The 8388-nt window shown below is 42.3% G+C and carries 5 protein-coding genes and 2 riboswitches; all 5 genes read left to right on the forward strand.

Annotation, left to right across the window (positions count from 1 at the left end):
- Nucleotides 1–127 precede the first annotated feature (127 nt).
- The 5 genes from ABEQ24_RS22700 to ABEQ24_RS22720 all read left to right on the forward strand — a co-directional run bounded on the left by ABEQ24_RS22700 (nt 128) and on the right by ABEQ24_RS22720 (nt 8121).
- Entirely contained in the window at nt 128–1090 is a 963-nt protein-coding gene (locus ABEQ24_RS22700; protein WP_430008873.1) for an AAA family ATPase, read from the forward strand.
- 101 nt (nt 1091–1191) lie between these two features.
- Nucleotides 1192–2310, forward strand: a complete 1119-nt coding sequence (locus tag ABEQ24_RS22705) for a DUF58 domain-containing protein (RefSeq protein ID WP_430008874.1) — start codon at nt 1192–1194, stop codon at nt 2308–2310.
- Entirely contained in the window at nt 2307–4490 is a 2184-nt protein-coding gene (locus ABEQ24_RS22710; RefSeq protein ID WP_430008875.1) for a transglutaminase TgpA family protein, read from the forward strand. Before ABEQ24_RS22705 ends, ABEQ24_RS22710 begins: the two co-directional genes overlap by 4 nt.
- Before the next feature lie 30 nt (nt 4491–4520).
- Nucleotides 4521–4622: riboswitch (purine riboswitch) on the forward strand.
- A 309-nt stretch (nt 4623–4931) separates the two neighbouring features.
- The gene (gene guaA, locus ABEQ24_RS22715; RefSeq protein WP_430008877.1) at nt 4932–6464 is read left to right on the forward strand and encodes a glutamine-hydrolyzing GMP synthase; all 1533 of its coding nucleotides are present in this window, start codon (nt 4932–4934) and stop codon (nt 6462–6464) included.
- Nucleotides 6465–6545: 81 nt separating this feature from the next.
- Nucleotides 6546–6647: riboswitch (purine riboswitch) on the forward strand.
- 148 nt (nt 6648–6795) lie between these two features.
- On the forward strand, nt 6796–8121 hold the full coding sequence (locus tag ABEQ24_RS22720) for an NCS2 family permease (protein WP_430008876.1): 1326 nt from the start codon (nt 6796–6798) through the stop codon (nt 8119–8121).
- Nucleotides 8122–8388 lie beyond the last annotated feature (267 nt).

Raw genomic sequence — 8388 nt, forward strand, 5'->3', positions numbered from 1 at the left:
TCGGCTCCGCTTTTCGGGTTTGTTAAGAAAAGATTAAATATGTAAAAATAAACAGGAATTTGTCACTTCGTTTAGAACACTATTATAGTTAAGCAACTTATCGATAACTTGTTCTAGGAGGAATAGAATGGCTCAAAATGAAATGATGCATCCTAAACTCGGTAAAGTGATTGAAAATATAGAACTCGTCATGGTAGGCAAACGGGATGTTGCCGTGCTCAGTCTTGTTGCTATATTGGCTGAGGGCCACGTTTTGCTTGAAGATGTCCCTGGCGTCGGTAAAACCATGATGGTCAGGTCTCTTGCCAAATCGGTGGGAGCAGATTTTAAACGAATCCAGTTCACTCCTGATTTATTGCCGTCTGATGTCACAGGGGTTTCTATTTATAATCCGAAAACACTCGAATTTGAATACCGGCCTGGTCCAATTATGGGGAATATTGTCCTTGCGGATGAAATTAACCGCACGTCGCCTAAAACCCAATCGGCGCTTTTAGAAGGAATGGAAGAAGCAAATGTGACGGTTGATGGTGTAACGAAATCACTCGGGCGTCCGTTCTTTGTTATGGCTACGCAGAATCCAATTGAATACGAAGGCACTTATCCGCTGCCGGAAGCCCAGCTTGACCGTTTTCTTTTCAAAATCAGAATGGGCTATCCCACTCCTGGAGAAGAGCTTGAAATTTTGAACCTCGCAGAAAAAGAAAGACCCATCCATCATATCCACTCAGTCATTACTAAAGAAGAATTAGTCGAGCTTCAAAAAGAAATTCAGTCAGTCTATGTAGATGAGACAGTGAAACGATATATTGTCGAGCTGGTCACTAAGACGCGCAAACATCCTTCCGTCTACTTAGGAGCAAGTCCCCGCGGATCCATCGCCCTTATGAAATCCGCTCAAGCCTATGCCTTCCTGTATGGCCGTGACTATGTGATTCCGGACGATATCCAGTATCTTGCCCCTTATACGCTTCCTCACCGGATGATTTTAAAATCAGAAGCGAAATATGAAGGGAAGTCTGCTGAACAACTGCTCTCTGAAATCATTTCAAGAACTTCTGTGCCGGTGCAAAGGTCGATGAGCCGTTAATGAAATTCTTTTTTCTTAAAATCCGCTATGTCTGGAAGCTTGTGAGCCTTTTGTTCTTTACGGTGGTCACATATGCCTATGCCATGTTTCAGGGGGGATTTGTGAGCTGGTTTTTATTCTACAGTTTTCTGCCGATATCCATTTACTCACTGTTGATTGCTATTTACCCAATCAGAACGTTTCAAGTAACACGGTCCATTAATCAGGAGCAATTTTCAGTAGGGGAACAGTTAGTTGGAACAATCACGATTAAAAGGAACGTGCCTTTTCCTTTGTTCTATTTAATAGTAGAAGACATTCTGCCTGAGAAGCTGTCAGAGCAGAAATTAATGAAAGAACCGAAGAAGCTTTTATTTCCATGGTTTAAAAAAACGATCACCATGCAATATGAATTGAAGCGGATGCCAAGGGGCGAGCACAGATTCACACAAGTGCGGGTCCGAACAGGAGATTTGTTTGGCCTGATCGATAAAGAGCTGACATTTGAAGCCGAAAAATATTTCCTCGTTTATCCTCATTCAGTAGACTTGACTTACCGTCAGCATGAGAAGCAGTTTGAGCAGGGGGCAACCAATTCTAAAGCGAAATTCTGGCAGGATACCACAATGGCGATCGGGATAAGGGAGTATCAGCCTGGCGACCGTTTTTCCTGGATTGACTGGAAGGCAACAGCAAGAAGGGACCGTATCATGACAAAAGAATTTGAACAAATGCAAAGTCATGATGTCGTGGTGATGATGGACCGGGTAAAGTCTGAGACGTTTGAAGAAATCGTCACGTTTTCAGCCTCGCTTGCACGAGCGATTATAAAAAGCGGGGCCAAGATAGGCTTTGTATCTGCCGGCCGGGAAAAAACGGTGTTTAACCTGCAGGAAACAGAACAGCACTTGCAGCAGATTTACTATCACCTGGCAAAAGTCGATTGTGACAGCGGCCGGTCATTTGCAGATGTAACGGAAAGCGAACTGCCGGCTTGGCAATCAAAAAATGTGACGCCCTTGCTTGTAACGGCATGCTTATCACTCGATTTAGTCAGAAAGCTTGAACTGATCGGAAGCCGGAATCACTCAACATTTGTGTTCCTGATAAAAAAAGAAAGAGACCGGATCTCAAGCGAAGAAAAAGTGATGATGGAACGGCTAATGAAACGGAGAATTAGGATAAAAGCAGTTAGTGCGGGCAGATTTGAAGATGCATTCAAAGAGGTGAGTACACTGTGAGTGAAAACTTTGAAAAACAGACATCAGCCTACATCTACTATGGCTTTGCTTTCCTGCTGCTGTGGGAATGGCTGAGGCCGCTTCAGGATTTCACGGAAACAGGGAATACCGCAGTGTTTGTCCTGTTTATTGGCCTCAGCTTCTTATTCATATCCATTAAGACAAGCTGGTATATAGGGGCTCTAGTGAAAACCTTATACATTTTGTTTGTTCAGCATCTTTTGTTTTTTGAGGGATCTTTTTTCAGTCCTGCATGGTTGGGATCGTTTTTGGGAGATATTAGGAATAACGCAGCCTTAATGATGGAGGCAAGATGGATGGATATTTCCTCTCCATTCCGTACGCTGCTGTTCTTTGTCCTTTTATGGCTGCTTGTGTACCTGATTAATTACTGGATCATCTTTCAAAAGCGCATCATGTTCTTTTTTATCATTACGATTGTCTATGTGACTGTGCTTGATACATTTACGGAGTACGATGCAAGCTTTGCCATTGTAAGAATTGTCGTCATTGGCTTTGTGCTGATCGGACTGCTTTATTTGGAAAGAATCAAGATTCTTGAAAGGATTAAGAGGGAGCGTTATATGACAGTGAAGTGGGTGCTGCCGCTTTCCGCTTTAATCGGCTGTGCTGTTCTTGTCGGGTTTCTCGCACCAAAGGCTGAACCGCAATGGCCTGATCCTGTTCCATATTTGACGGCATATGGGAGTCAGGAGGAAGGTCCGAAAGGCACAGTTAACAAAATTGGGTATGGCCCGAATGACGAACAGCTTGGCGGAGCTTTTGTCCCAGATGATACTCCTGTTTTTACTGCCGTTGCCGAGGACCGTCATTACTGGAGAGTGGAAACAAAGGATGTCTACACGGGAAAAGGCTGGGATGTAACAGATCCTGATGCTGATTCTGTTCAGATGGATCCTGAGAATATCACCATTTTATCAACGGAAGAAGGAGTAGACACAGTTCCGCTGACAGCAAGTGTAGAGATCGACAATCGATACCGATATAACCATGTCATTTATCCTGCTGGAATTAAGTCCGTCACCCTTCCCGGAGATTCTGTAATAGACGTAAATCCTATAACTGAGCTCATGACTCCGCGCATGGCTGAGAACAGAGGAAACTTTTCGCCTGGATCCTACAAGGCAGCCTATGAGTTTCCGGACTTTAAAATTGATGAGCTCAGGAATGTTTCATCAAATGATGGGGTGCCAGAGGATATTCGCGCCCGTTATACTCAGCTGCCTGATGAACTTCCGCAGCGGGTCCGCGATTTGGCACTGGAATTAACATCTGATAACGAAAATTACTATGATAAAGCAAAATCCATTGAAACCTACCTCGGAGGATCGCAGTTTACTTATGAAACAACTGATGTTGCTGTACCGATGGGGGAAGAGGATTACGTGGATCAATTCCTTTTTGAAACATTCAAAGGATATTGTGATAACTTTTCAACCTCAATGATTGTTTTACTGCGGGCTGCAGATATTCCCGCTCGGTGGGTAAAAGGGTATTCTGACGGAGCGTTTGTCCAAAACCTTGGCGGGAATCAGAAAGAGTACAAGATAACGAACAATAATGCCCATTCCTGGGTAGAGGTTTACTTCAGCGGAATCGGCTGGGTGCCGTTTGAACCTACCAAAAGCTTTTCAAATCCATATGATTTTACATTTAATTTAGATTCAGAGGAGACTTCAGAAACGGAAACGCCGGAACAATCCCAGCCTGAGAGAGAGTCTGTCCCTAAAGAGAACGATACGTCGCAGTCAAGCAGCTCAAACAGCAGTTCATGGCTATTTTCCATCCAAATCGGGAGTACGCCCTTCTATTTAATCCTTGTAGCAGCTGCGCTGATTCTCTTTGTCTTATATAAAACAAGATTGAAATGGATGCCATATGTGATTTTATATACCTATAAGCACCGAAAAGACGAAAGAGTGTATGGTGATGCATATGTCGCACTGTTAAAGCAGCTGGAGCGCTATGGATTGAAACGTCAGGAAGGTCAAACACTCAGGGATTATGCAAGGTATGTTGACTCCTTTTTTGAAGTGAGGGATATGACCAGGCTGACAGCCAGTTATGAGAAATCTCTCTACCGCGGTGATAATTCAAAAGAAGAGTGGATAAAATCAAAGGAATTGTGGGAAAATTTAATTAAAAAGATATCATCTTGACCGAATGACAGGACATTGTTAGAATAGGGAAAATTAATAATACTTATCCTTCATATATCCTCGATAATATGGTTCGAGAGTCTCTACCGGATTGCCGCAAATAATCTGACTATGAAGGCAGAATAGACGAGTGTAAAAGCTAGAATTCTGCCTTCTTTTCTTTTTGGATTGAAGGCATAGTTCTAGCTTTTTTTAAGAGATAAGAAAGTATAAAATTTTGCACTTCGATGTCTAGCTCCATCGCCCAACTCCTCGGCCAGAACGGCTCCGAAAGTATTGGCAAAAAGCGCCTTTACTGGCGGATCCTTATCTGTCTGTCGGAGCTAAACGGGCGCTTGCGCTTTTCTTAATAAGCACAAGATGCATCAGTGTCTGACGCCTGACCCCTCTTTATTCATTAAGGAGGATATCTTTCGAATGAGGTGACCACCCGTGATAAACATGCAAGATGAAATGGTTTTAGTGTTGGATTTTGGAAGTCAGTATAATCAATTAATTACCCGCAGGATTCGTGAGCTTGGTGTATACAGTGAGCTTCATCCGCATACACTTACAGCTGAAGAAATCACAAAGATGAATCCTAAAGGAATCATTTTATCTGGAGGACCAAACAGTGTGTACGGCGAACAGGCTTTCCGCTGTGACGAAAGAATTTTCGACCTTGGTATTCCAGTGTTCGGCATTTGCTACGGCATGCAATTGATGACACATTACCTGGGCGGAAAAGTAGAAGCTGCCAATCATCGTGAATACGGAAAAGCGACTTTAAACGTTCAAACAGAAACAGCATTGTTTGCTGATCTGCCAAAACAGCAGATTGTATGGATGAGCCATGGTGATTTAGTAGCTGATATTCCAAACGATTTTATCGTAGATGCGACAAGCCCGGCATGTCCGTTTGCTGCAATCAGCAATGAAGAGCGACGTCTTTACGGAGTGCAGTTCCATCCTGAAGTACGCCATTCAGAATTCGGAACGGATATGCTGAAAAACTTTGTATTCGGAGTTTGCGGCTGTTCAGAAGAATGGTCAATGGAAAACTTCATTGAAATGGAGCTTCAGAAAATCCGCGAGCAGGTCGGCGACAAGCAAGTTCTTTGTGCATTAAGCGGAGGAGTCGATTCTTCTGTAGTGGCAGTGCTTATTCACAAAGCAATCGGAGATCAGCTGACATGTATCTTTGTTGATCACGGTCTTCTTCGTAAAGATGAAGCAGAGGGTGTTATGAAAACATTCAGTGAAGGTTTCAATATGAATGTCATTAAAGTTGATGCAAAAGAGCGTTTCATGGAAAAACTGCACGGAGTTTCTGATCCTGAGCAAAAACGTAAAATCATCGGCAATGAGTTCATCTACGTATTTGATGATGAAGCAACAAAACTTCAAGGTATTGAGTTTCTGGCTCAAGGAACTCTTTATACAGATATTATCGAAAGCGGCACGGCTACAGCTCAAACGATTAAATCTCATCACAATGTAGGCGGACTTCCAGAGGACATGCAGTTTAAATTAATTGAGCCTTTGAATACTCTCTTTAAAGATGAAGTGCGTGCACTTGGGTCTGAGCTTGGAATTCCTGATGAAATCGTATGGCGTCAGCCTTTCCCTGGACCGGGACTTGGAATCCGTGTATTAGGAGCAATTTCCGAAGAAAAGCTTGAGATTGTTCGTGAATCAGATGCAATCTTACGTGATGAAATTGCTAAGGCAGGACTTGAAAGAGACATATGGCAATACTTTACGGTTCTTCCTGACATCCGCAGTGTAGGCGTTATGGGTGATGCAAGAACATATGATTATACTATCGGCATCCGTGCGGTCACTTCAATTGACGGGATGACGTCTGACTGGGCGCGCATTCCATGGGAAGTACTTGAGATCATCTCAACACGTATCGTGAATGAAGTAAAACATATTAACCGTGTAGTTTACGACATCACGAGCAAGCCGCCAGCAACAATTGAGTGGGAATAGACGAACGAAAACGAACATTTTTAATTAAATGTTCGTTTTTTTATTGACGACTTTATACCTATGCTGTTAAGATGAAGGTACACAAAAATTGTCTAAATACGTCGTATAAAGTTGGGGATATGGCCCAAAAGTTTCTACCAAGCTACCGTAAAGAGCTTGACTACGAGGTATTATATAAGATTGGGAATCCGTGATCTATTTCATGAACCCGTCCTATCTAATATCATTGTCGTCAGGCGCTCCCGTTAGCAGGGAGCGTTTTTTGCACTTATTCTATCTTTTTGCGGGCCACCTGCTTATAACGGCGTTTAAGATATTGGGAGGATTTTAGATGAAGAAGTATTTTCAGTTTGAGGAGCTGGGCACGAATTACCGCCGCGAGTTTATTGGAGGGTTAACAACCTTCCTGTCCATGGCTTATATCTTATTTGTCAATCCGCTGACACTATCTCTTGCGTCTGTGCCTGATTTCCCTAATGAACTTAGAATGGATCAGGGTGCGGTATTCACAGCAACTGCACTTGCTGCTGCAATTGGGTCTCTGCTGATGGGGCTGATAGCCAGATATCCGATTGCGCTTGCTCCGGGTATGGGATTAAATGCTTTCTTCGCTTTTACAGTTGTTCTTACGATGGGTATTCCTTGGCAGACTGCTTTATCAGGGGTTTTAGTATCAGGAGTATTTTTTATTGCTTTAACTCTATCGGGAATTCGTGAAAAGATTATCAACTCCATTCCGGAAGAATTGAAACACGCGGTTGGTGCGGGTATCGGATTATTTATTACATTCGTAGGTTTTCAGAATGCGGGCATTATTACTAACAATGACGCAGTACTAGTAGGACTTGGGAATTTAAAAGATGGAAATGCATTGCTTGCTATTTTCGGAGTTTTCATCACTGTCATCTTTATGGTTAGACGCATTAACGGGGGAATTTTTTATGGAATGATCATCACAGCGATTGTCGGGATGATTGTTCAATTGATTGATGTTCCTACTGAAATAGTAGGTGCTGTTCCAAGTTTAGAACCGACATTCGGTGCAGCTTTTCAAAATCTGGATCAGCTGTTCACGATTCAAATGCTGGTTGTTATCTTAACCTTCCTATTTGCAGATTTCTTTGATACAGCAGGTACGCTTGTTGCCGTAGCTAATCAAGCTGGCCTAATTAAAGAAAATAAATTGCCTCGAGCTGGTAAAGCGCTATTCGCGGATTCAGCAGCAACTGTTATCGGTTCTATCTTAGGTACATCAACTACGACTTCTTACATTGAATCTTCTGCAGGTGTAGCTGCAGGTGCGAGAACAGGATTTGCATCTGTTGTGACGGCCGGTCTGTTCTTGCTTGCGTTATTTTTCTCGCCGCTGCTCGGTGTCATCACTGCACCTGTTACAGCACCTGCATTAATAATAGTAGGAATATTGATGGTTTCATCCCTTGGAAAAATAGACTGGAACCGTTTTGAGATTGCTGTTCCTGCTTTTCTTACTATTATTGCAATGCCGTTAACATACAGTATTGCCACAGGTATTGCAGTAGGCTTTATCTTCTATCCAATTACAATGATCGTTAAAGGGAAAGCAAAAGATATCCATCCAATTATGTACGGAATGTTTATTATCTTTATCTTATATTTCGTCTTTTTGGCAGGATAATAGAAGAAACAAAAAAAGAGATGCTTCGGCATCTCTTTTTTTGTTGACTTTAGTTTAATAGATTGGTATTCTATCTCTTGTGCCTTTTAAGAGCACCTTTCAGATAAATAAATTACCTTTAAAAAAACGTTGACTCTATAAAGTTATCGTGGTATATTAATATCTGTTGTCGCAAACAAGCGATGAAAACAAAATAAAAAAAGTTGTTGACTTTACTAGTCAGATAGATTATGATTAGAAAGTTACACTTGAAGCAAATGATCTTTG

The sequence above is a fragment of the Metabacillus idriensis genome (assembly GCF_050483325.1).
GTDB lineage: Bacteria > Bacillota > Bacilli > Bacillales > Bacillaceae > Bacillus_P > Bacillus_P idriensis_A.